Here is a 21,140-nt window from a genome sequence, read left to right on the forward strand (position 1 = left end):
TTACATCATGAATGTGTGCTGACAAGAAAAAATATTGCCGGAATAATTTCCTAAAAGAATGTTTTTGGATTGGCGACGATTTGCATGGAGATTAAGTATTGCAATTGCATGAAAAATCATCGCATTGTTTTTCCATATTTCGTTCCACAGGGAAATTTAAGTCCTATTTGCATTTATTTCATTCGTTCCCGATGGGGGCGATACAAGAATGGATCGTGTCCGATGCATTCTTGACATCGGCACGTCACGACCAGCCATCACATGCCTTTCATCCCCGTTCGCGCACCGTTCGTCAGGTACGGTGGCATTATTTCCCATAAGAAACTATGGTATTGCCGTGGAGTAAGTATGGAAAACCCTTGCCATGATGTCGAACACACGGACGTATGCTCTTCCGCGCGCCGCGCGCGGCTTTACCCTGGTTGAGATGATGGTGACGGTGGTCATCATCGGCATCCTGGCGGCGATCGCCCTGCCGTCCTACCAGAACTATCTGAAGCGTGGCCGCCGTGCGACGGCGCAGGCCTTCCTGATGGACGTCGCGCAGAAGGAACAGGAATACCTGCTTGACAACCGCTCGTATGCGCCGGACATCGCGACGCTGAACATGACGGTGCCAAGCAACGTTTCCACCTATTACACGATCACGCCGCCGACCGCTCCGACAGCCGGCACCGCATTGATGAGCTTCACCTTCACCGCCACGCCGATCACCACCAGCGCCCAGGCCGGCGATGTCACCCTGTCCATCGACAACGTCGGCAACAAGCTGCCGACAAGCGCCTGGTGATCGCGATGCGCCATCGTCCATCGCAAACGCGGCGCGGCGGATTCACGCTCATCGAACTGCTCGTCACCCTCAGCATCGGCGTCGTCATTGCCGGCATGGCTTATCCCTCCTTCTCCGGGCTGATCGGCACCATGCGCGCAAAAACCGTTGGCACCGACCTGTATGCCGCGCTGCTGCGCGCGCGCAGCGAGGCGATCAAGCGCAATGCCAGCGTTACGCTGAGCCCGGTCTCCGGCGCATGGACCAATGGCTGGAGCATCACCGATCCCGCCAGCGGCAATGCGATCGATGCGCATGCCGCCACCCGGGGCGTGAGCATTACCGGTCCGACCAGCGTCACCTATGGACCCGCTGGCCGCAGCACCGCCAGCGCCGCGGCATCCTTCGCCGTTGCCGTCAGCAGCGGCGGCGGCAACGCGAGCTGCGTGTCGGTGAGCCTGTCAGGACAGCCGCTGCTGAACCGGGGGTCATCATGCTGAAGACACGTCATCACCCGCGCCGCCTTCAGCAAGGCTTGTCGATGATAGAAGTCCTGGTATCGGTCGTGATCCTCGGCTTCGGCCTGCTCGGCATGGCCAGCCTGCAGAGCAAGGTGCATACCGCGGAGGTGGAAGCCTACCAGCGCTCGCAGGCCCTGCTCGCGCTCGGCGACATGAGCGAACGCATCAACGCCAACCGCAACGCGGCCGCGAGCTATGTGTCGACCGGAACGATAGGTGCCGGCGACACGCAGCCCGCGTCCTGCGCGACCGTCGCCGCCGGTCCCGCGCGCGACGTGTGCGAATGGAGCAATGTCCTGAAGGGCGCGTCGGAAAGCGTGGCCAATGGCTTTGGCCTGCGCGGCTGCATCGTGCAGGTCCAGGCGCCGATCACCACCGCCCCGTCCTGCCGGCCCGGCGTTTATGAAGTCACCGTGATCTGGCAGGGGCTGACCAATGCGGTTGCGCCTGCCCAGAGCTGCGGCAGCGGTGCGTTCGGCGCGACGGACGGCTATCGCCGTGCGGTGTCGAACCGCATCGCCGTCAGCGTCCCTTCCTGCTGAGGCCATCGCCATGCCCGCCATCACGCCATTTCGCCGCCAGCAAGGCGCTTCGCTGATCGAGATCATGATCGCCATCACGATCGGCCTGCTGATTCTCGCCGGCGTCTCCAGCCTGTTCGTGCGCAACAGCCGCGCCCATGATGAAATCCGCCGCGCCAACGAGCAGATTGAAAACGGCCGCTACGCCGCCTCGCTGCTGGCCGACGATTTGCGCAACGCCGGCTACCTGGCGGAATTCGATCCGTCGTCCATGGCCACGCCGGTGTCTCCCGATCCCTGCGCCACCGATGTCGCCAGTCTGGCCGCAGCCATGGCCATGCCGGTGCAGGGAATCAACGATGTCGCCACCGCGCCGACCTGCCTGTCCGATGTGAAGACCGGTACCGATATCGTCGTGGTCCGGCGCGCCAGCACCTGCGCCGTCGGCGAAACCGGATGCGAAGCCGCAGTCAGCGGCGCGGTCTATCTGCAGGCTTCCGGATGCAACAGCGCCACCGAACTCGGCTCGGGCAATGTGAATACCTACTATGCGCTCAGCAGCAGCGCCACCAGCCTGACGAAGAAACGGGTGGATTGCGTAACGACCGCGCCGCTGCATCGCTACCGCGTGCACATCTACTTTGTCGCCAACAACAATGTCTCCGGCGACGGCGTGCCGACGCTGAAGCGCGCCGAACTCGGTCCCAGCGGCTTTTCCATCGTGCCGCTGGTCGATGGCATCGAGAATCTGCAGTTCGAATACGGCATCGACAGCCTCACCGCCGCCACCGGCATGCCCGCGTCCTGGGCCGCGGATGCGGGCAGCGACGCCGCCTGGCGCAATGTCGTGGCGGTGAAGATCCATGTGCTGGCGCGTGCCGCCACGGCCAGCGCCGGCTACACCGATGCCAAGACCTATACCCTCGGCGCAGGCGTCAGCTACACACCGACCGGCGCGGCAGCCAACTACAAGCGCCATGTGTACGAGACTACGGCGCGCGTCAACAACACCGCTCAGAGGAACATGTGATGCGGCCAACGCCTCTTTCCCGCCAGCGCGGCATCACGCTGATCGTCAGCATGATCATGCTGATGCTGATCACGATGCTGGCCATCAGCTCGTTCCGCCTCGGCAGCGGCAATCTGCAAATCGTCGGCAACATGCAGCAGCGCGGCCAGACGCTGTCGGCGGCCCAGAGCGCGATCGAGCAGGTGGTGTCGAACCCGAACTTCAGCGCCACGCCGACCAATGCCGTGCCCGCGCCCTGCACCGACGCCGCCGGACAGAAGCAGGCCAACACCGCCTGCATCGATGTCAACGACGATGGCAGCACCGACGTCACCGTGGCCGTGGGCAGCACCCGGTCCAACGGCCAGTGGCAGACCGCGCCCTGCGTGCAGCAGGTCAAGCCGGTCACCAATGCCAATCTCGACTTGTCGCGCACCGAAGACGCGAGCTGCGCCATCGGCGTCGGCCAGACCTTTGGCGTGGCCGGATCGGCCTCCGGCAATTCGATGTGCAATGAAATGCTCTGGGACGTTGAAGCGGTGGCAACCGATACCAGCCAGGGCGCAAGCGCGACCGTGGCTGCCGGCGTGCGCGTGCGTACCTCCAGCGACGACGCCAACTCCACCTACAACTGCAATTGAGGATAGCGATGAGGATTTCCCGTTTCGCCGGCGCGGCCGCATTGACCGGCCTGTGCGGCATGACGACGCCGTCGCTCGCCGACGATATCGACATCTTCACCACGCCAGGCAGCGCTTCCGGCGCCACGGCCAATGTGCTGATCGTGCTCGACAACACCTCGAACTGGTCGGCGAACAACCAGCAATGGCCCGGCGGCATTACGCAGGGCCAGGCCGAGGTCAACGCCTTGTCGCAGGTGATCGGCAATCTGCCGGCCAGCATCAATGTCGGCCTGATGACGCTGACCACGGTCTCGGGCAACCAGGGCGGCATGGTGGTGTTCGGCGTCAATTCGATGACCAGCGCCAACATCAGCAGCTGGCAGTCCTGGCTCACCGCGCGCTACAACAACATCACTGATCCGACCTGGAAAGCGTCTTCGAATGCCACCTATGGCGGCGTAATGTTCGACGTCTTCAAGTATTTCGGCGGCTACACCAGCCCGGCGCATGCGAACGACGATGTCGCCGGCACGCCAACCGACAGCACGCATTTCGGCCTGGCGCGCTATTCCAGCATACCGACGGCGCAAGTCGACGCCACCGCCTACAGCGCCAACTATGCGAACTATGTGTCGCCGGTCACCAATCCCTGCGCGAAGAACTATGTGATCTTCATCGGCAACGGCTTCCCGAACCAGGACGATCCCACGCTGCTGGCCAATGTGAACGGCGACGCCACGCCGGTGCAGCCGAACGGCATGGACGGCGGCAACAAGGTCTATCTCGCAGACGAATGGGCGCGCTACCTGTTCCAGACCGACGTGGCCGCGATCTCGGGACAGCAGAACGTCGTCACCTACACCCTGGATGTCTTCGGCAGCAAGCCGTCCAGCAACCATCCGACGCAGGCGAACTACCTGTCCAACATGGCGCGCGCCGGCGGCGGCAAATACTTCACGGCGCAAAGCGCGGCCGATATTCTCAGCGCGCTGGAACAGGTCTTTGCCGAGATACAGAGCGTCAACACCACCTTCGCCTCGGCCTCGCTGCCGATCTCGGCGACCAACCGCACGCAGCAGGCGAACCAGGTCTTCATCGGCATGTTCCGGCCCGACGCCAGCGCCGCGCCGCGCTGGATGGGCAACATGAAGCAATACCAGCTGGTCAACAGCGGCAGCTCGATCGACCTTGGTGACGCCAGCGGCGCGCTCGCGGTAAACCCGCTGACCGGCTTCCTCGCCAACTGCGCCACCAGCTTCTGGACCACCGATTCCGGCAGCTACTGGTCCAACGTCCCGGAAAACCCGTCGCCAGCCGGCGCCTGCCCGGCCTCGAGCACGAGCTACAACAAGTTCTCGGACGCCCCGGACGGACCCATCGTGGAAAAGGGATCGGTCGCCGAAGTGGTCCGCAAGGGCAACAATCCGCCGACCACCAATACCACGCCGACCTGGGCGGTGAACCGCAAGGTCTACACCAGCTCGGGCACGACGCTGGTCAACTTCAACACCACCAATACCGGCCTGTCTTCCAGCGTGGTGAACTACACGCTGGGCCAGGACGTGAACGATGAAAACGGCAACAGCAACACGACGGAAACGCGGCCATCGATACACGGCGACGTGGTGCATTCGCGCCCGCTGCCGGTGAACTATGGCAGCACCAACGGCGTGACCGTGTACTACGGCGCGAACGATGGCACGCTGCGCGCGATCGATGCGTCAAACGGCGCCGAGCGCTGGGCATTCATCGCCCCGGAGTTCTTCGGCAAGCTGCAGCGCCTGCAGACCAACAGCCCGCTGATTGCCTATCCCGGCATGCTGACCTCGGGCATCACGCCCACGCCTACGTCCAAGGATTACTTCTTCGACGGCCCGATCGGGCTGTATCAGAACGCGGACAGCTCGAAAGTCTGGATCTATCCAAGCATGCGCCGCGGCGGCCGCATGCTGTATGCACTCGATGTCTCACCGCCGGCGACTTCGACGTCGACATCGACACCCCCGCAGTGGACGCCGGCGGTGAAGTGGAAGTTCGGCTGCCCGAACCTCGGCGACGACACCGGCTGCACCGCCAATGCCTCGGGCATCGGCCAGACCTGGTCGACGCCGAGCCCGGCCTTCATCAAGGGCTTTTCCACCAGCACGCCGGTGATCATTACTGGCGGCGGCTACGACGCCTGCGAAGACGCGAATTCTTCCGCGCCCACGTGCGGCTCGGCCAAGGGTCGCGCCGTCTATATCCTGAATGCCGACACCGGCGCCGTCATCGCTTCCTTCGCGACCACGCGCAGCGTCGCCGCCGATGTGTCGCTGATCGATATCGACAATGACGGCATGGTCGACTACGCCTATGTGGCTGACACCGGCGGCAATGTCTATCGCATCAGCTTCATCGATGGCGTCACCAACCGGACTGCGCTGGCTTCCACTGCCTGGACCATGACCAAGGTTGCCTATACCAACGGCGGCGGCCGCAAGTTCCTGTTCGCGCCGGCCCTGCTGCAAGCCGGCACCAAGGTCTATGTGGCGCTGGGTTCGGGCGATCGCGAGCATCCGCTGCAAAGCCAGTATCCGACGACCGCGCCGGTGACGAACCGCTTCTATGTCTATCTCGACGATCTTGCCGGCACCACGTCGACCAATCTCGACGACACCACGACCATGCTGGACAACACCAGCATCAATGCCTGCAATGCCGCGACCGCCCTGCCCAATGGCTCGACGAAGGGCTGGTTCCTCAACCTGAACGAGAACGGCGTCGGCGAGCAAGTGGTGACCTCGGCGGTCATTGCCGGCGGCATGATTACCTTCAGCACCAACCGGCCTATCCCGCCGTCTGCCAACAGCTGCTCTTCGGGCCTGGGCGAAGCGCGCGGCTACTGGGTCAGCCTGCTCAATGGCTCGGGAAGCATAGGCGTGGCGGGCAGCTGCGGCGGCAACCGCTCGGCCATCTTCGCCGGCGGCGGCCTGCCGCCATCGCCGGTGGTGGGCACGGTGGCGATCAATGGCAAGCCCGTTACGGTAATCATCGGCGCGGCTCAGCGCGCGGGTGGCGCAAGCTCGCCGATCGGGTCGCAGCAGGTGCGCCCGGCGATCAATGGCAAGCGCAAGATCGTGTACTGGAAGTCTTCGGGGCAGAACTGAGGCCAGGCGCCCGAGGTACCGTAGGGTGGGCGTGAGCCCACGCGTGCAGTCGCTAGCCGCGTGGGCGCAGCAGGCCCTACGGGGGCGTCAGACTGGATCAGGCATCAATGACGGTAGGGATTGTTGGGCCGGGCATCGAAGCGGTTCGGCACGCCGTCGCCGTCGCGGTCATGCCGGCTGCGCACCGGCACGACATGATGATGGCGGTAATCGTGGCGGAAGTGCGGGCGCACCGGCACGACATGGTGCGGCCGCGCATCGCGATACGGATGGTATTCATGGCCGCCCTGCGCCATGGCGGCCGAAGCGGAGAGCAGCAAGGTAGCGCCGGCGATCAGGCTTGCTGCGATTGCGTTTCGATGTTTCATATCAGCCTCCAGATGAATGAGGCTTTCATTACACCGCCCGCTGTTGGCCGAAACCAGAGGCAAAGCGTAAGCGACGTTACCGGATGTATCGTGCGCGGGCCATCATTGCGCAGGCTCAATCCGCGCGCCATCCTTCAGCGCGTTCCCCGGGTAACGCACCACGACCGAGCCCGCCGACACGCCCGCGAGCACCTGCGCTTCATCCTGATTGCGCTGGCCGATGCGCACCTCGCGCTCATGCGCCCTTCCGCCTTCGACGATGAACACATGCCAGGCATCACCGACGCGAAACACGCTGCTGCCCGGCAGCCTCAGCGCGCGCTGGGTCTCCCACACCACGATGCGCGCTTCGACGCGGTAAGCATCGCCCAGCGGGCCGAGCGCATCGACGGGGTCGGCAATCACATTGACCCGCTGCTCTTCCACGCCGAGCGCGGAAATCTTGGTGAACGCCGCCGGCTCGACCAGGCGCACCGTGGCGCGCAGCGTGCGCGCGCCGCCCCATCCTTCCAGCAACATCGTCTGGCCCGGCCGGACCTTCACCGCATCGCTGGACAGCACATCGACCACGATCTCATAGCGCGATGCATCCGCCACCGACACCAGCGGCGTGCCTGCCGCCACGATGCGCTCGCTCTTTTCATGCACCTTCAGCACATAGCCATCGACCGGCGACAACAAGGGCAGCGCGCGCGCATCGCCCTTGGCGCCGCCGTCTGCGGCAATCAGCGCCGCCTCGGCGGCGCGCGCATCGCCCTTGGCGCCGCCGTCTGCGGCAATCAGCGCCGCCTCGGCGGCGCGCACATCAGCCGCGGCGGCCGCTTGCCGCGAGCGCGCCGCTTCCCATTCGGCGCGGCTGGCCGCTTCCGCGGCAATGGCCTTGTCGGCGGCCTGCGCCGACAGAAAATTCTCGCCGGCCAGGCGCTTGGCGCGCTCGCGCTCCGACACGGCCAGTCGCAGATCGGCATCGGCACGCGCCGCGCGCAGGCCGGCCTCGCGCAGCAGCGCCTGCGCCGCTTCCAGCCTGGCCTGCGCGCCTTCATGCGCGCGCGGATCCAGCGGCAGCGGATACAGGGTCGCCAGCACCTGTCCGCGTTGCACCGCATCGCCATCGCGCAATGCCACACGCGCCATCCTGGCCGTCACCGGGGCCGCAAGCACATAGCTGTCGCGGATGCGCACCCGGCCTTGGTTGTCCACCGTCACCTGCATCGGCCCGATCGTCGCCGTCGCCAGCTCGGTGCGCAACGGCTGCGGCCGGAACAGGTACCAGGCCGCAGCGAGCAGCGCCAACGCGGCCAGGATCAGGCCCAGCGGCAGGCGCCGGCGTCGCGCATGGGCCGGCTTCGCGTCCCGCGGCCCGGTCTTCTCCATCGTCGCTTCCGGTTTCGTGCGCACGTCCATGCTCGGGCTCATTCACGGGTCTTCAATACGGCGATCAGATCCAGCCGGCGCAGCCGCCGCCATGCCATTGCGCCGGCAATCAGCGCGGACAGCAGCACCGCGCCGATCGACAGGCCGAAGGTGCGGCTGCTGATCACCAGCGGAATGCGAAACAGGTCCTGGCTCAGCAGGAGCGACAGCAAGGCCGCCAGGCCATAGCCGAGCAGGCAGCCCAGCGGCAGCGCGGCCAGCACCAGCACGGCCTGCTGGCCGAGCAGCATGGTCGCCACCTCGGCCGTGGTAAAGCCGAGTATGCGCAGGCTCGCCAGCTCGATCGCGCCCTCAGACAAGGCAATGCGCATCGCGTTGTAGACCACGCCGAGCGCAATCACGCAGGCGAAGACGACCAGCACCATCGTGTTCATGCGCATGTTCTGCGCCACCGTCGACAGAAAGCTCTGCAGCGTGGCTACACGCAGATTGACCGCGGCCGCCGCCGGCACGCCCTTGAGCGCGCGATAGAGCCTGCCGGCTTCGCGCGCATCGATCGCAAGGTAGGCGCCGTCGGCCGTCACCGGCTCGGACGCCAGCTCGGCCAGCGCGGCAGCGTCCATGTAGGAGAACATGCCGATGGGCTCGTCGACGATGCGCGCAACCGGCACCGCAACGATGCGGCGCTGGCCCTGCAGGAATTCCAGCGTCAGCGCTTCGCCCGTCCCGATGCCCAGGGTCTCGGCCAGCTTGCGCGTCATCACGATGCCCTTGGCCGGCAGCGCGATCGGGCGTTCCTGTTCGTCCAGCACGGTACGCAACTGCCGTTGCTGCGGCAGACCGAACACGACCGTCTTCTTGCTGTGATGGCGATAACGCATGCGCACCGCGGCATTGCGGAAGGGCTCGACGCGCAGCACGCCGGGAAGCGCGGCCAGGTCGTGCGCGACCGAGATGTCGCGCGCTTCGTTGAAGGACACTGTCACGTCGTCACGCTGCGCCAGCTGGAACTGGATGCGGATGATCTCGTTCAGCGCATCGAAAGTGAACTGGCCTGCAATCACCAGCGCCAGCGCGCAGGCAAGGCCGACGATGGACATCAGGCTCTTCATCGCATTGCGCTCGAGGTTGCGCAGCACCATGCGCAGCGACAGCGGCATGAAGCGCTGCAGGCCGAGACGTTCCATCGGCCCGGGCCGAAAGCGCGCCGGCGCTTCCGGGCGCATCGCCTCGGCCGGCGCCAGCGCCATTGCCGCGCGCGCCGCCAGCCAGGCGCCGATCGCGGCCGAGGCGACGGCGCTGAGCAGAGCCAGCGCCACGGTAAAGGCGGATAGCCGGAACGCCAGCGACGGGAAATGGTAGAAGCGCGCATACAGCCGCGCCAGCCCGCCGCCGAGCCAGGCGCCGACACCGATGCCGGGCACCGCGCCCGCTATCACGGTGAACAGCGCGAACTTGAGCACATGCGCGCCAATTGCGGCGCGGCCATAGCCGAAGCTGCGCATCAGCCCGATCTGCGCGCGCTGCAGCGCGGTCAGGCGCTGCAGCACGTTGTGGATCAGGAAAGCCGATACGCCGAGAAAGATGGTCGGTATCACGATCGCCGACACCCGGCTCTGCGCCAGTTCATTGGCCAGGAAGTTGTGGGAGATCTGCTCGTCGCGGCCATAGGCGCCGAGCGAGCCATAGGGCGCGAGCAGCCGGTCCAGCAGTTCGATGACGCGCTTTTCGCTGGCTCCCGGCGCGAGCGTAAGCGTGATGTCGTTGATGGCGTCGCGCATGCCCAGCGCCGCCGCGAGCGCTTCATCGTTCATCCACAGCACGCCGAAGCGGCGGTTGTCCGGAAAGCTGTTGCCCTTGATCTCGTTGACGTATTCCGGCGAGATGGCAATGCCGGTGATGAGCAACCGTTCCTTGCGGCCATTGATGATCGCGCCGATGCTGTCACCGGGTTTCAGGCCATTCGCGGCGGAGAAGGCTTCGCTCACCAGCACGCCGTGGGCATCGGTTGTCAGCGGCATGCGGCCGGAACGCAGATGCACCCGGTTCAGGCCGCCGCCATGCCGCGGCAGCGATACCAGCCTGCCGCTGGCCGGCTCTTCCAGGCCCGGCACATCGAGTGAAGCATCGTGTACCACGCGGGCGTCGGCCTGCGCCACGCCAGGTAGCGAGCGCACCCGCTCGATAATGCCGATCGGCGCGCCCTTGACGATGCAGAACACATCAGCGAAACGATAGCGCTCGTAATACGCGGCCTGCGCATGCAACAGCGACTCATGCGCGCCGCGCATCGTTACCAGGGTCGCGACACCGCACATGGCCACCATCGCAATGGCTACTACCTGGCCGCGCATGCGCCACAGATCGCGCAGCAGCTTGCGGTCCAGCGCGGCGATGCGGCTCCAGCTCACCATGCGATGTCCTCGGGGGAAGCCCGCGTCGCATGGCATTCGATGCCGGTGATGCGGCCGCTGCCGATGCGCACCACCCGATCCGCCATGGCCGCGATTGCGGCATTGTGCGTGATCACCACCGTAGTGGTGCCGAGCTCGCGGTTGATGCGCTCGAGCACGGTCAGCACCAGCTTGCCGGTCTGGTAGTCGAGCGCGCCGGTGGGCTCGTCGCACAGCAGCAGATGCGGTCGCTTCGCGATGGCGCGGGCAATCGCTACCCGCTGCTGCTCACCGCCGGACAACTGCGCCGGGAAGTGATGCAGCCGCTCCTGCAGGCCGACCAGGGCCAGCGCTTCGGCCGCATCCATCGGATCGTCGCTGATCTCGGTGACGAGCTGCACATTTTCCAACGCAGTAAGGCTGGGTATCAGGTTGTAGAACTGGAATACGAAGCCGACATGCCGCCGGCGAAAGCGCGTGAGCGTCGCATCGTCGGCATCGGTGAGGTCGAAGTCCAGGTAGCGCAGCGTGCCGCCGCTGGGTAGATCGAGCCCGCCGATGATGTTGAGCAGTGTCGACTTGCCGCTGCCCGAGGCGCCGAGCAGCACCATGAATTCGCCGCGGTACAGCGCGAGGTCGGTCGGCTTCAAGGCCGGCACTTCGAGTTCGCCCATCACATAGGTCTTGCTGACCTGAATCAGTTGATAAAGCGTCTCTCCCGGCGGCTCGCGTTCGGCGCTGGCGGCCTGCAGCGTCGCGTTCATGGCTGGCGCAGCCGGCGGCTGGCTTCGTCACGGAACCACGCGGGAAGACGGAAGCTATGCATCGTGGGCAGCCTGGCGGGCGGGAGAAAGTTTTACCTTATTGCAGCGGTTCCCCGAAAAAAATGACATGGATCAAAGGCGGCCCAGTCGCCCTTGCGCGTGGGAACGCGGCAGCGCGCGCTGCGCGGCGCACGCCTTGCATGCGGTTGAGCTGCATCAAGCGCCAGGCGAAGCGCCGGCCTAGTCTGCGTTTTGAATCACCAGGGAGCGCGGTCCTTTCGCGTCAACCAAAGCGCCCCGGCACGGCCCCATCCTGGGGCCCGCCGGCGGCCTTCGTTCAGGAGAGCCATCCATGCGCACCATGAAGGCAGCCGTATTCACCGGCCCCGGCCGCATCATCCTCGATGAAAAACCGATTCCAGCGATCGGCCCGGGCGAAGCGCTGGTGAAGATCACCACCACGACCATCTGCGGCACCGATGTCCATATTCTCAAAGGCGAATATCCGGTCGAGCCGGGTCGCATCATCGGCCATGAGCCGGTGGGCACCATCGCCGAACTCGGTCCTGGCGTCACCGGTTATGCGGTCGGCCAGCGCGTCATCGTCGGCGCCATCACGCCCTGCGGCCAATGCAATTCCTGCCTCGATGGCCATCATTCGCAATGCGGCGGCCATGCGATCGGCGGCTGGCGCTTCGGCAATACCATCGACGGCTGCCAGGCCGAGTACCTCAGGGTGCCGTTCGCCATGGCCAATCTGACGCCGGTGCCCGACGGCCTGACCGATGAACAGGTGCTGATGTGTCCGGACATCATGAGCACCGGCTTCGGCGGCGCGGAAAGCGGCGGCATCCGCATCGGCGACACCGTGGCCATCTTTGCGCAGGGCCCGATCGGCCTGTGCGCCACCGCCGGCGCGCGCCTGAAGGGCGCCAGCCGCATCATCGCGGTCGACGCGGTGCCGGAGCGACTGGAGATGGCCAAGCGGCTTGGCGCCGATATCGTGCTGAACTATCGGCAGGTCGATCCGGTGGCCGAGATCATGCGGCTCACCGATGGCGCCGGCGCCGACGTGGCGATCGAGGCGCTGGGCACGCAGGCGACCTTCGAGAGCTGCCTGCGCGCGTTGAAGCCGGGCGGCACGCTGTCCAGCCTGGGCGTGTATTCGGGCAAGCTGTCGCTGCCGCTGGAAGCCTTCGCCGCCGGCCTCGGCGACCACCGCATCGTCACCACACTGTGCCCCGGCGGCAAGGAGCGCATGCGCCGCCTGATGAGCATCGTCGCGTCCGGGCGCGTGGACCTGAAGCCGATGGTGACGCATCGCTTCCGCCTGGACCAGATCGAGGAAGCCTACGAGCTGTTCGCCAACCAGCGAGGCGGCGTGCTGAAGGTGGCGATCACGCCGTGAGCGTGGTGGATGACGCGCTTGCCTTGTCCGGCTTGCATGGTGAAGCTTGGGGATGCAGGGCAGCCGTTTCAAGGTGACGTCAAATTGTCTTTCAGGCCGTCGGTAGTCTGCATAAGGTTGGAAGGGCGAGATAAAGGTGCAGGTGCAGTGCCTTTGCCGTTGCAGTTGCCGTTGCAGTTGCTTTTACCCCCGTTGATTGCGCCGTGCCGGCGATGCCCGGAGCGGGAGAAGGTGCGGCGTCTGTTTGAGCGAAGCGCAGCGTAGCGAGTTTAGCCGCGCCCCGCTCCGGGCATCGACGGCACGGGAACCCCGCGCAGCGGGGCGCAATCTCCGGGGCGCCTTTTCTTGCCTACTTCTTTTGGCGCGCAAAAGAAGTAGGCCGGCTGCCGGGCCGGGACCCGGCTAGGTCGAGGGGGAGCTGAACGTATTGCATCACCGGAGTGATGTCGTTGATGGGGCGGGCTCTTGCCTTGGTCGTCGTCGCGTTGATCGAGGCTTGGATCGTAAGGCTCGCCCGGTCGAAGTTTGAAGCCCGATGACCCGAAACCGCCATCACACTTGGCGACCAAGCCGGGTCCCGGCCCGGCAGCCGGGTCACTTCTTTTGCTCGCCAAAAGAAGTAACCAAGAAAAGGCGACCCGGAGATCGCGCCCCCTTCGGGGGGCCCCGTGTCGCCGAACCCTGAAGCGGGGCGCGGCTAAACTCGCTACGCTGCGCTTCGCTCAAACAGACGCCGCACCTTATCCGCTTCAGGGCCCGGCGCCACGGCGCGATCAACGGGATTAAAGGCAACAGCAACGGCAACTGCAACTGCAAAGGCAGGCCTAAACGTCCCACGCCCTGGACGTAGCGCCCCCCCTGCAGCGTAGTGCTGCTACAACCAATGCAGCAGTTACCGTGCGGCGACCTTGAAAGGGCTGGGATGCAGGGGAAAGGCAGTCCGGGCGCAAGCATTGGTAGGGTGGGCGCCAGCCCACGCGGTGCATGAACGCCCGCGTGGGCTGGCGCCCACCCTACGGATGCAGCAGAGGCTACTGCGCTCCCGGCACGGCCTGCGGCTTCACCTCCTTCGCGTCCTCCATGTCTTCCAGACTCCAGATGCGATGCGCATCCAGCAACAGCCGCGCCTGCGCTTCCAGCGCATCAATCTGCGCCTGCTCCGCGTTCGTCAAGGCATCCAGCGCCTGGCGCCGCGCCAGCAGCGTATCGTTCAGCGGCAATTCCCCCAGCGCATAGGCGCGCGCAGCCAGCCCGGCATAGTCCTCGGCCTGGCAGGCGATCGCAGCCAGTTGCTGCCACAGCGCCTGCGTCGATGCCGCGCGCAATGCGCCTGCCATCGCCTCGGTCTCGACCTTCATGCGCGCCTCCTGCGCGCGCTCCTCGGCTTGCGCGGCGCGGCTCCAGCCGGCACGCGCCTGCGCGCCGCGCGCCGCGCCGGGAATGGCGAAGGATAGCGACATGCCGAGGATGCGCTCCTGCCGGCCGCGCTCTTCGATGTAATGCACCCCTAGCGTCGGATCCGGCTTCCCGTCCAGCGCGGTGCGCTCGGCCGCCAGCCTTGCCTGCGCCGCCTCGGCCTGCGCGACCTCGAGTTCATGATTGTCGGCAAGGATGCGCTCGCGCCATGCCTGCGGGCTGGCCGCCAGCGAAGCCGGCTCGGGCAGCGCTTCCGGCGGCGTGGCCGCGAGCTCCGGATATCTGCCCGCGATGGCGGCCTCCAGCAGCGCGCGCCGCTGCGCCGCAGCCATGGCAGCGGCCTGCGCACGATCGCGCTCCGTCTGCGCCAGCGCGATCTCCATGCGCGGCGCATCCCCGGCCCGCACCCGCTGATTGACGATCTGCAGCTGCCGATCGAGCAGCTGCGCATTCTGCTCTAGCCGCGTCGCGGCGCGCGCTTCGCGCAGCCAGTCGAACCAGGACTTCATCAATGCGCGCGCGGCTTCATGCCAGGCATCGGCCAGGCGCAGTTCGGCCAGGCGCACGCCGCCATCGCCGAGCTGCGCATCCTTGCCAGCCTTGGACGGAAGCCGAAGCGGCCGCTCCAGCGCGATGCCGTTTTCCTGGTAATTCCTGTCGTTGATCACATTGCGCCGCTGGCTGGTGGCCCGCACCGTCCATTCGTTGCTGCCAGCGAGCAGCGCGGTTCTGCCAGCCTCTTCCTGCGCCACGCCGGCGCGCGCCGCGGCCACCAGCGGCTGGCGCGCCAGCGCGCGGCGCGCCTGTTCCACCGGCGGCAGCGCCTGCGGATACGGCATGTCCGCTTCAGTCGCCCGCGCCAGGCAGGGCAGCAGCAGGACGGCGAGCGCGATGCGACTGCGAAATCTCTTCATGCGAATCTTCCGAAAGCGGTCACGGGCATGGTCCACCACAGGATCTCCGGGGTCGGGAATGCCGTGCGCAACTCCTGCAACAAGAGCTCGACATGCTGCGACTCCATCAGCACCGTAAGCACCGCGCGCCGGGCGCGGCCGCGCACCCGCTCCATCGGGCTGACCAGGCTCGCGCCGCTGCCGAAGCCTTCCTGGTGCGCCAGCGAAAAGCCATCGACCCATTCGGGATGCGCCAATGCCAGGTCGATGAAGTCGTCCTCCAGCCGCGCGGGCAAAGCCACGGTGAGCACGCAGTCGTAATGTCGGTTCATGCCTTCTTCCCGGTGCCGAATTGCTGATACAGGATGGGCAGCAGCACCAGCGTCAGCGCGGTCGAGCTGACCAGGCCGCCGATGACGACGATGGCCAGCGGCCGCTGGATCTCCGAGCCCGGCCCGGTGGCCAGCAGCAGCGGGATCAGGCCGAAGCCAGTGATGCTGGCGGTCATCAGTACCGGGCGCAGCCGGCGAAGCGCGCCTTCGCTGATCACCGCGTCAATATGCATGCCGCGCGCATGCAGCGTGTTGAAATGGCTGATCATCACCAGGCCGTTCAATACCGCGATGCCCATCAGGGCGATGAAGCCGACCGATGCGGGCACCGACAGGTAGGTGCCGGTGACTGCCAGCGCCAGCACGCCGCCGACCAGCGCGAAGGGGATGTTGACCAGCACCAGCGACGCCTGGCGCAGCGAGCCGAAAGTGGCGAACAGCAGCAGGAAGATCAGCCCGAGCGCCACCGGCACCACCAGCATCAGGCGCGCCGCCGCGCGCTGCTGGTTCTCGAACTGGCCGCCCCATTCGATACGGTAGCCTGCGGGCAGCACGAGATTCTTCGCCACCGCGGCGCGCGCTTCATCGACATAGCCGACCAGGTCGCGGCCGCGCACATTGGCGCGCACCACTGCCATGCGGTAGCCGTTTTCGCGATCGACCTTGACCGGGCCGTCCACCGTCATCAGCCGCGCCAGCTGCGACAGCGGTATCGCCTGCCCGTCGGCGACCGGCAGACGCAGCGACTCGAACAGCGCCGGCGACATCTGCAACGCCTGTCCGCCGCGCAGCAGCAAGGGCAGGCGCCTGCCCTCCTCGATCACGATGCCGACCTGGCGTCCTTCCACCAGCGCGCGCAAGTCGTTCTGCAGCGCTTCGACGGTGAAGCCATGACGGCCCGCGGCCTGGCGATCGATTTCCACCTGCAGGTATTGCAGGCCGCTGTTCTTCACGGTCTGCACGTCTTCGCTGCCGGGCAGCGCTTCGAGCGTCTTCACTACCTGCTCTGCCATCTGCCCGAGCTGCGCGAGATCAGGGCCGTAGATCTTTACCGCGAGATCACCGCGCACGCCGGACAGCATTTCCGAAGTCCGCATTTCGATCGGCTGGGTAAAGCTGAAATTCATGCCGATGAAGCCGCCGAGCGCTGCACGCAGCCGGTCGATCAGGTGCTCGCGGTCGGGATCGCGCCATTGCGCATGCGGCTTGAGCACGAGGAAGGTGTCGGTTTCGTTCGGGCCCATCGGGTCCAGTCCGAGCTCGTCCGAGCCGACGCGGGCGACGATGCCCGCGACTTCGGGCACGTCCTGCAGCAGTCGGCGCTGTATGGCAAGGTCGGTCGCCACCGAGGTCTGCAGATTGATCGACGGCGTCTTTTCCACCTGCAGGATGATGTCGCCTTCATCCAGCGTCGGTATGAAGGACTTGCCGATGAAAGGGAACACCACGGCCGCAAGCGCCAGGGTGCCGAGCGCGATCGCATACACCACGCGCCTTCTCTTGCGCGCCCATTCCAGCGCAGGCGCATAGGCGCGCTCCAGCCAGCGCACAAGCGGCGGCGTCTTATGCGCGCCGCTGCCGAGGAAGAACGAGGCCAGCACCGGGATCACGGTCAGCGACAGCAGCAGCGACGCGCCGAGCGCGAACACGATGGTCAGCGCAACCGGCGCGAACAGCTTGCCTTCCAGTCCCTGCAGCGTCAGCAGCGGCAAAAACACCAGCACGATGATCAGGATGCCGGCAGCAACGGGGGCTGCGACCTCGGCTACCGCGCGGTAGATCACATGCAGTCGCGGGCGCGGCGCGCCGGGAGCCGGATGCGCGATATGCGCTTCCAGGTTTTCGACCACCACCACGGCGGCGTCGACCAGCATGCCGATGGCGATCGCCAGGCCGCCGAGCGACATCAGGTTGGCCGACAGACCGTACAGATGCATCAGCAGCAGGCAGCCCAGCGCCGACAGCGGCAGCACCACCGCCACCACCAGCGCCGCGCGCAGATTGCCGAGGAACAGGAACAGCAGCACCATGACCAGCACCACCGCTTCGGCCAGCGCGCGCGACACCGTGCCCACCGCGCGCTCGACCAGCGCGCCGCGGTCGTAGAAGGGCTTGATACTCACGCCCTGCGGCAAGATTTTCTGCAGGCCTTCGAGCTTGGCGCGCACTGCCGCGACGACTTCACGCGCATTGGCGCCGCGCAGGCCCAGCACCAGTCCTTCAACGGTTTCCTGCCGGCCGTTCTCGGTGACCGCGCCGTAGCGGGTCAGGTTGCCGATGCGCACCTCGGCGACATCGGCCACGCGCACCACCACGCCGTCGCGCTCGGCCACCGCAAGCGCGCGCACATCGTCCAGCGTGCGCAGGCTGCCGCTTGATCGCACCAGCAGCGCTTCTTCCTGCGCCGACAGGCGGCCGGCGCCATCGTTGCGGTTGTTGCTCTCCAGCGCGGTCTGCAGCTGCGACAGCGACATCCGGCGCGCCGCCAACGCGGCCACGTCGGGTACGACTTCGAAGCTCTTGACCATGCCGCCCAGCGCATTCACATCGGCTACGCCGGGAATGGCGCGCAGCTGCGGCCGGATCACCCAGTCCAGCAGGCTGCGCTTGTCGGCGGCGGAAAGCTCGCCATCGACGGTGAACATGAACATCTCGCCCAGCGGCGTGGTGATCGGCGCCAGCCCGCCCGAGGCGCTGGCCGGCAGGTCGCGCGTTACATTGCCCAGACGCTCGGCCACCTGCTGCCGCGCCCAGTAGATGTCGGTGCCGTCCTCGAAATCGAGGGTGATGTCGGCGATTGCGTATTTCGATTGCGATCGCAGCATGCGCTGATGCGGTATGCCGAGCAGTTCCTGCTCGATGGGCGCGGTGATGCGCGTCTCGACTTCCTCGGGCGTCATGCCCGGCGCCTTCATCACGATCTTGACCTGCGTGGACGACACATCCGGATAGGCATCCACCGGCAGCGCGCGGAAGGCGAGCGTGCCGGCGGCCACCAGCATGACGGTGAGCACCAGCACCAGGAGGCGCTGCGACAGCGAGAACGCGATCAGACGGCCGAGCATCAGCGACCCGCTTCCGGCGCGCCCATGCCGCTGGCGCGTCCCTTCAACGCCGCCAGTCCGCGCACTGCGACCTCGTCGCCTGCGGCCAGTTCGCCGCGCACCACGCTGCTCTCTGCGCCGCGCGCAAGAATCTCGACCGGCACCGGCTGCAGGCCTTGCGCATCGCGCTTCCAGACCGCGTCGCGCTCGTCCTGCCGCACCAGCGCCGCGCTCGGCACCGTGACCGCACCGGCCGGCGTGGCCGTGCCGGCGTTCGGCCGCACCGTGGCATCGACATACTGGTTCGGCCGCAGGCAGCCCTCCGCGCCCGGCAATTCGGCACGCACCAGCACCGACTGGCTCGCCGCCTGCATCTGCGGGCTCAATGCCGTCACCCTGCCCGCCTTCGCGCAGCCGGCCACCCGGACTTCATCGCCGGGCCGGATGCGGTCGGCCTGCGCGCGGCTGGCCTGCAGCTCCAGCGCGAGCGCGCCGGCGCGGCCGAGCCTGGCGATCGCCGCGCCCGCTTCGACGCGCTGTCCCGGCAGCGCCAGCAATTCAAGCACGGTGCCGGCATGCCTGCCGCCAACCGTCATCAGCGGCGAGATCTCCATGCGCTGCGCCAGCGCGTTCAGGTTGGCGCTCCCCACGCCGGCCAGCTTCAGCAGCTGCGCGCGCTCGCGCACGGCCACGCGCGCCTGCGCATGGGCGCTGCGGCTTTCCTGCAGCCGGCCGAGCGCGATGATGCCTTCGCGGTACAGCGCCTCGTCGCGCTCGCGTTTCTCCAGCGCCAGCCGCTCCTGCGCCGACAGCTGCACATATTCCCGTTCCCACTCCAGCAATTGCGGGCTGTAAAGGCGCGCCAGCGGCGCGCCGGCTTCGATGCGGTCCATGGGCGCGGCCAGCACTTCCTGCACTACGCCGGCGGCCGGCGCGCTGACGATCTCGATGCCCTTGATGGAGAACGCTGCATTGCCCGCCAGGCGCATACCGTCGCCGGGCGTGGTCGCGGCGCTCACGCGGGCATAGGCGATACCGGCGTCGCGCGCCTGTTCAGCGGAAAGCGCCAGCGCGCCGGCCTGCGCCAGGGCATAGTCGCAGAGGCAGGCCAGGCACAGCAGGACTGACAGAGATTGTCTGGAGTTCATGAAGCGGTGTTTTCTTGTTGGGATCGGGCCGGCGGGCGTCGATATGCAGCGCATGCGTGTCGTGGTGGAGCGGCATCGCCGGCGATGCTAACCCGGCAAGCTTAAGGCTTCCTGAACCGGGGCGGCAACGTAGCGCTTTGACCTACCTTCTCCCGGGCGCGATAGACCGTGGCTGCGGGATGTTAGGCTGCGGCTTCGTCCCATGCGCAATGCCGCTGCCGACATGTGCGCCACCGAAAGGAAATCATGAACACCGTGCTGTATTACTCGCCCGGCGCCTGCTCGCTGGCGCCGCATATCCTGCTCGAGGAAACCGGCATCAGTTACGAGCTGATCGAAATCAATGTGCAGAAGGGCAAGACGCGCGATCCCGCCTTTCTCGACATCAATCCCAAGGGCCGGGTGCCGGTGCTGCGCAGCGGCGACGAGATCCTCACCGAAGTGCCGGCGATCTGCTGGTACATCGGCTGCAGCGCCACCGACCCGCAGGCGCTGATGCCGCGCACGGCGCTGGAAGCGGCGCGAGCGCTCGAATGGTTCAACTGGCTTTCCGGCACGCTGCACAGCGTGGGCTTCAGCGGGCGCTGGCGTCCGCAGCGCTTCACTGATAATCCGGCCAGCTATGGCGAGATCAAGGCGCGCGCCGAGAAACATCTGCAGGAAGGTTTCGCCCGCATCGAGGAACAGTTGCGCGGTCGAAGCTGGGCGCTGGGCGAGGCCTACGGCATTGTCGATCCATTGCTGTTCGTGTTTCATGGATGGGCACGGCTGCTCGGCGCTGATCTTGAGGGCGAGTATCCGCACTGGCATGCGCATGCCGTGCGCATGCTCCATCGCCCCGCAGTCGTGCGGGCGATGCAACAGGAAGGTCTTTGACACGCCGGCCGCCTGTGCGCGGCCGCAGCATCCATGAAAGGGAAGCCATGAACGACAACAGGCATCCGGTCGCCATCGTTGCGGCGCAAGCGCCGTCGCGCACCAAGCCATCGAATTATCCCGAACCCTTCGCGTCGCGCATGGCCGGCCGCGAGAAGCGGCCGCTGGGCGATCTGTTTGGGCTGATGAATTTCGGCGTCAACCTGACGCGCCTGCCGCCGGGCGCGATTTCGGCGCTGCGTCATGCGCATACGAAGCAGGATGAATTCATCTACATCCTCGCCGGTCGGCCGGTGCTGCGCACCGATCAGGGCGACACGCCGCTGGAACCCGGCATGTGCGCGGGCTTTCGCGCCGGCAGCGGCAATGCTCATCAGCTCATCAACCCGGGCGATGAGGATGTGCTCTACCTCGAAATCGGCGACCGTTCGTCCGGGGATGCTGCGACTTATCCTGACGACGATCTGCAGGCCGTGCTCGCCGCGGATGGCAAATGGCGCTTTCTGCACAAGGATGGCGCGGCCTATTGATCGCC

General features: G+C 66.4%; 17 protein-coding genes. 9 read left to right on the forward strand and 8 right to left on the reverse strand.

The genetic code is table 11. The features are described 5' to 3' along the window. Window positions 1-364: 364 nt before the first annotated feature. From JJB74_RS33195 to JJB74_RS10430, 6 genes are read left to right on the forward strand one after another with little or no spacing between them, the layout of a single operon-like run. Window positions 365-790, forward strand: coding sequence for a type IV pilin protein (locus JJB74_RS33195; protein ID WP_325170119.1), 426 nt, complete (start codon window positions 365-367; stop codon window positions 788-790). A gap of 5 nt (window positions 791-795) precedes the next feature. Next, window positions 796-1,269 carry a GspH/FimT family pseudopilin gene (locus tag JJB74_RS10410; RefSeq protein ID WP_200591779.1) on the forward strand — a complete coding sequence of 158 codons (474 nt, stop codon included), beginning with the start codon at window positions 796-798 and terminating at the stop codon, window positions 1,267-1,269. Next, on the forward strand, window positions 1,263-1,832 hold the full coding sequence (pilV, locus tag JJB74_RS10415; RefSeq protein ID WP_200591780.1) for a type IV pilus modification protein PilV: 570 nt from the start codon (window positions 1,263-1,265) through the stop codon (window positions 1,830-1,832). Before JJB74_RS10410 ends, pilV begins: the two co-directional genes overlap by 7 nt. 10 nt (window positions 1,833-1,842) lie before the next feature. Beyond that, on the forward strand, window positions 1,843-2,841 hold the full coding sequence (locus JJB74_RS10420; protein ID WP_200591781.1) for a PilW family protein: 999 nt from the start codon (window positions 1,843-1,845) through the stop codon (window positions 2,839-2,841). Continuing rightward, on the forward strand, window positions 2,841-3,461 hold the full coding sequence (locus tag JJB74_RS10425) for a pilus assembly PilX family protein (protein ID WP_200591782.1): 621 nt from the start codon (window positions 2,841-2,843) through the stop codon (window positions 3,459-3,461). The genes JJB74_RS10420 and JJB74_RS10425 overlap by 1 nt, the downstream gene beginning before the upstream one ends. A gap of 8 nt (window positions 3,462-3,469) precedes the next feature. Continuing rightward, window positions 3,470-6,589: a pilus assembly protein gene (locus tag JJB74_RS10430; RefSeq protein WP_200591783.1), complete on the forward strand. Its 3,120-nt coding sequence runs from the start codon at window positions 3,470-3,472 to the stop codon at window positions 6,587-6,589. 104 nt (window positions 6,590-6,693) lie between these two features. On the opposite strand, the gene JJB74_RS10435 is transcribed toward JJB74_RS10430, so the two are convergent. From JJB74_RS10435 to JJB74_RS10450, 4 genes are all read right to left on the reverse strand, one after another. Then, window positions 6,694-6,957, reverse strand: coding sequence for a hypothetical protein (locus JJB74_RS10435; protein ID WP_200591784.1), 264 nt, complete (start codon window positions 6,955-6,957; stop codon window positions 6,694-6,696). A gap of 102 nt (window positions 6,958-7,059) precedes the next feature. Beyond that, the gene (locus tag JJB74_RS10440) at window positions 7,060-8,373 is read right to left on the reverse strand and encodes an efflux RND transporter periplasmic adaptor subunit (RefSeq protein ID WP_200591785.1); all 1,314 of its coding nucleotides are present in this window, start codon (window positions 8,371-8,373) and stop codon (window positions 7,060-7,062) included. Beyond that, window positions 8,370-10,745, reverse strand: a complete 2,376-nt coding sequence (locus JJB74_RS10445) for an ABC transporter permease (RefSeq protein WP_200591786.1) — start codon at window positions 10,743-10,745, stop codon at window positions 8,370-8,372. The genes JJB74_RS10440 and JJB74_RS10445 overlap by 4 nt, the downstream gene beginning before the upstream one ends. Continuing rightward, window positions 10,739-11,488: an ABC transporter ATP-binding protein gene (locus JJB74_RS10450; RefSeq protein WP_200591787.1), complete on the reverse strand. Its 750-nt coding sequence runs from the start codon at window positions 11,486-11,488 to the stop codon at window positions 10,739-10,741. Before JJB74_RS10450 ends, JJB74_RS10445 begins: the two co-directional genes overlap by 7 nt. A gap of 352 nt (window positions 11,489-11,840) precedes the next feature. Between JJB74_RS10450 and JJB74_RS10455 the strand changes: the two genes are divergently transcribed. Then, window positions 11,841-12,896 carry an NAD(P)-dependent alcohol dehydrogenase gene (locus JJB74_RS10455; protein WP_200591788.1) on the forward strand — a complete coding sequence of 352 codons (1,056 nt, stop codon included), beginning with the start codon at window positions 11,841-11,843 and terminating at the stop codon, window positions 12,894-12,896. Between the two features lie 1,031 nt (window positions 12,897-13,927). Here JJB74_RS10455 and JJB74_RS10460 read toward each other — a convergent pair. From JJB74_RS10460 to JJB74_RS10475, 4 genes are read right to left on the reverse strand one after another with little or no spacing between them, the layout of a single operon-like run. Then, window positions 13,928-15,226 (reverse strand): TolC family protein, encoded by a 1,299-nt coding sequence (locus JJB74_RS10460; RefSeq protein ID WP_200591789.1) that lies wholly within the window; start codon window positions 15,224-15,226, stop codon window positions 13,928-13,930. Beyond that, a complete protein-coding gene (locus tag JJB74_RS10465; protein WP_200591790.1) occupies window positions 15,223-15,537 on the reverse strand; it encodes a DUF3240 family protein in 315 nt (104 codons plus the stop codon). The genes JJB74_RS10460 and JJB74_RS10465 overlap by 4 nt, the downstream gene beginning before the upstream one ends. Next, window positions 15,534-18,602, reverse strand: a complete 3,069-nt coding sequence (locus tag JJB74_RS10470; protein ID WP_200591791.1) for an efflux RND transporter permease subunit — start codon at window positions 18,600-18,602, stop codon at window positions 15,534-15,536. The genes JJB74_RS10465 and JJB74_RS10470 overlap by 4 nt, the downstream gene beginning before the upstream one ends. Beyond that, window positions 18,602-19,729, reverse strand: coding sequence for an efflux RND transporter periplasmic adaptor subunit (locus JJB74_RS10475; RefSeq protein ID WP_200591792.1), 1,128 nt, complete (start codon window positions 19,727-19,729; stop codon window positions 18,602-18,604). Before JJB74_RS10475 ends, JJB74_RS10470 begins: the two co-directional genes overlap by 1 nt. A gap of 246 nt (window positions 19,730-19,975) precedes the next feature. Between JJB74_RS10475 and JJB74_RS10480 the strand changes: the two genes are divergently transcribed. Further along, window positions 19,976-20,605, forward strand: coding sequence for a glutathione S-transferase family protein (locus tag JJB74_RS10480; protein WP_200591793.1), 630 nt, complete (start codon window positions 19,976-19,978; stop codon window positions 20,603-20,605). Window positions 20,606-20,652: 47 nt separating this feature from the next. After that, window positions 20,653-21,135: a cupin domain-containing protein gene (locus JJB74_RS10485; protein WP_200591794.1), complete on the forward strand. Its 483-nt coding sequence runs from the start codon at window positions 20,653-20,655 to the stop codon at window positions 21,133-21,135. Window positions 21,136-21,140: the final 5 nt, after the last annotated feature.

This window comes from Noviherbaspirillum pedocola (assembly GCF_016632335.1).
Lineage (GTDB): Bacteria > Pseudomonadota > Gammaproteobacteria > Burkholderiales > Burkholderiaceae_D > Noviherbaspirillum_A > Noviherbaspirillum_A pedocola.

Coding starts and splice junctions, on each gene's coding strand:
- JJB74_RS10420 (WP_200591781.1), top strand. CDS start 1,843: ATGCCCGCCATCACGCCATTTCGCCGCCAGCAAGGCGCTTCGCTGATC.
- JJB74_RS10435 (WP_200591784.1), bottom strand. CDS start 6,957: ATGAAACATCGAAACGCAATCGCAGCAAGCCTGATCGCCGGCGCTACC.
- JJB74_RS10485 (WP_200591794.1), top strand. CDS start 20,653: ATGAACGACAACAGGCATCCGGTCGCCATCGTTGCGGCGCAAGCGCCG.
- JJB74_RS10440 (WP_200591785.1), bottom strand. CDS start 8,373: ATGAGCCCGAGCATGGACGTGCGCACGAAACCGGAAGCGACGATGGAG.
- JJB74_RS10475 (WP_200591792.1), bottom strand. CDS start 19,729: ATGAACTCCAGACAATCTCTGTCAGTCCTGCTGTGCCTGGCCTGCCTC.
- JJB74_RS33195 (WP_325170119.1), top strand. CDS start 365: ATGATGTCGAACACACGGACGTATGCTCTTCCGCGCGCCGCGCGCGGC.
- JJB74_RS10425 (WP_200591782.1), top strand. CDS start 2,841: ATGCGGCCAACGCCTCTTTCCCGCCAGCGCGGCATCACGCTGATCGTC.
- JJB74_RS10480 (WP_200591793.1), top strand. CDS start 19,976: ATGAACACCGTGCTGTATTACTCGCCCGGCGCCTGCTCGCTGGCGCCG.
- JJB74_RS10430 (WP_200591783.1), top strand. CDS start 3,470: ATGAGGATTTCCCGTTTCGCCGGCGCGGCCGCATTGACCGGCCTGTGC.
- JJB74_RS10470 (WP_200591791.1), bottom strand. CDS start 18,602: ATGCTCGGCCGTCTGATCGCGTTCTCGCTGTCGCAGCGCCTCCTGGTG.
- JJB74_RS10455 (WP_200591788.1), top strand. CDS start 11,841: ATGCGCACCATGAAGGCAGCCGTATTCACCGGCCCCGGCCGCATCATC.
- JJB74_RS10410 (WP_200591779.1), top strand. CDS start 796: ATGCGCCATCGTCCATCGCAAACGCGGCGCGGCGGATTCACGCTCATC.
- JJB74_RS10450 (WP_200591787.1), bottom strand. CDS start 11,488: ATGAACGCGACGCTGCAGGCCGCCAGCGCCGAACGCGAGCCGCCGGGA.
- pilV (WP_200591780.1), top strand. CDS start 1,263: ATGCTGAAGACACGTCATCACCCGCGCCGCCTTCAGCAAGGCTTGTCG.
- JJB74_RS10460 (WP_200591789.1), bottom strand. CDS start 15,226: ATGAAGAGATTTCGCAGTCGCATCGCGCTCGCCGTCCTGCTGCTGCCC.
- JJB74_RS10445 (WP_200591786.1), bottom strand. CDS start 10,745: ATGGTGAGCTGGAGCCGCATCGCCGCGCTGGACCGCAAGCTGCTGCGC.
- JJB74_RS10465 (WP_200591790.1), bottom strand. CDS start 15,537: ATGAACCGACATTACGACTGCGTGCTCACCGTGGCTTTGCCCGCGCGG.